This is a genomic window from Microbacterium sp. ISL-103 (assembly GCF_018613995.1).
GTDB lineage: Bacteria > Actinomycetota > Actinomycetes > Actinomycetales > Microbacteriaceae > Microbacterium.
Window position 1 is genome coordinate 1 of the sequence record NZ_JAGGPD010000671.1, and the last position, 1,234, is coordinate 1,234.

General features: G+C 70.4%; 3 protein-coding genes. All 3 read right to left on the bottom strand.

Translation table 11 applies throughout. The annotated features are described in order from the left end of the window. A partial coding sequence (locus J7E68_RS19395; RefSeq protein WP_215175166.1) for a DUF3159 domain-containing protein occupies positions 1-312 on the bottom strand: 312 nt, incomplete at its 3' end. Further along, complete coding sequence (locus J7E68_RS19400) at positions 309-896, bottom strand: DUF3710 domain-containing protein (protein WP_215175167.1); 588 nt, start codon at positions 894-896, stop codon at positions 309-311. The genes J7E68_RS19395 and J7E68_RS19400, both read right to left, overlap by 4 nt. After that, a partial coding sequence (dut, locus tag J7E68_RS19405) for a dUTP diphosphatase (protein WP_215175168.1) occupies positions 889-1,234 on the bottom strand: 346 nt, incomplete at its 5' end. The genes J7E68_RS19400 and dut, both read right to left, overlap by 8 nt.

The window sequence follows — 1,234 nt, forward strand, 5'->3', positions numbered from 1 at the left end:
GCCGATCGCCGAAGAGGGCGGGGAATTCTGCACCAGGCGCACGATCGGGAAGACGGCTGCGAGCCCGACGGACACGCCGAGGGGCAGGATCAACGGCTCCGGCCGGATCGTGAAGAGGATCACGAACGCGAGGCTCGGCAGCACCGATTCCAAGATGCCGCGCCAGCCGCCGATCGCCGACCAGACGACCTTGTGCGTAGCGGCGCTCTCAGCCGGGTCGAGGCAGGCGCGCCGCCCCGCCCCGCCCAGGGCAGCGCCGACGATGTCGGAGGCGCTCTGCTCGCGCTCGGCGCCGGGATCCGGGGTGCTCACGCCGAGCCGGGCGTCGCGGGCATCTTCAGCGGGATCAGGTCGCGCGGGGGCATCGGGGCCCCTCCGCGCACGACGACGATCGAGCGGAAGAGATCCTCGACCTTGGCCGCCGCGTCGAGATCGGACGCCGCAGCACCGCCGATGACACCGCGCAGGAACCATCGAGGGCCGTCGATGCCGATGAATCTGGCGAGACGCAGCTCAGAACCCTCGCTGGCGGCCGCCGGGACCTCGGCCAGCAGTTCCTTGCCGAGCGGCCCCTCGCGCTCTTCGACCCGGCCGCCCTGGGCCTGGACCTGGTCGCGCAGCTGCACGCGGGTCTCATCCCACAGGCCGCCCGATCGCGGTGCCGCGAACGGCTGCACCTGCAGGGACGAGTCGGCGTAGTCGAGGCCGACCGCCACGATCCTCTTCGTCTGCTCCTCGACCTCGAGGCGCAGGTTCAGCCCCTCACGCGGAAGGATCTTGATGCCGCCGAGGTCGATGTACGGACGGACCGGGTTCGCCTCGGAATCGTCGAAGGGACCCGTCGTCGCCCGGTCATCCGGGGCCGACTTCGAAGGAGTCGCGTTGTTGTCAGTCATTGGTGTGTCCTCCCGAAGGGGAATGGGATCCTGCCTGGTAGCCGGTCGAACCGAAGCCGCCCTCGCCTCGGACGCTGTCGGGCAGCTCCTCGACCGGGATGAAGGTGGCTCGCGTCACCGGCATCACGATCAGCTGCGCGATGCGATCGCCGACGGCGACATCGTACGCGCTGTGGATGTCGGTGTTGATCAGGCTCACCTTGATCTCGCCGCGGTACCCCGCGTCGACCGTGCCCGGCGAGTTCACGATCGAGATCCCGTGATTGGCCGCCAGGCCGCTGCCCGGCACCACGAACGCGGCGTACCCGTCGGGGAGCGCGATGCGCCCGCCGGTCGCC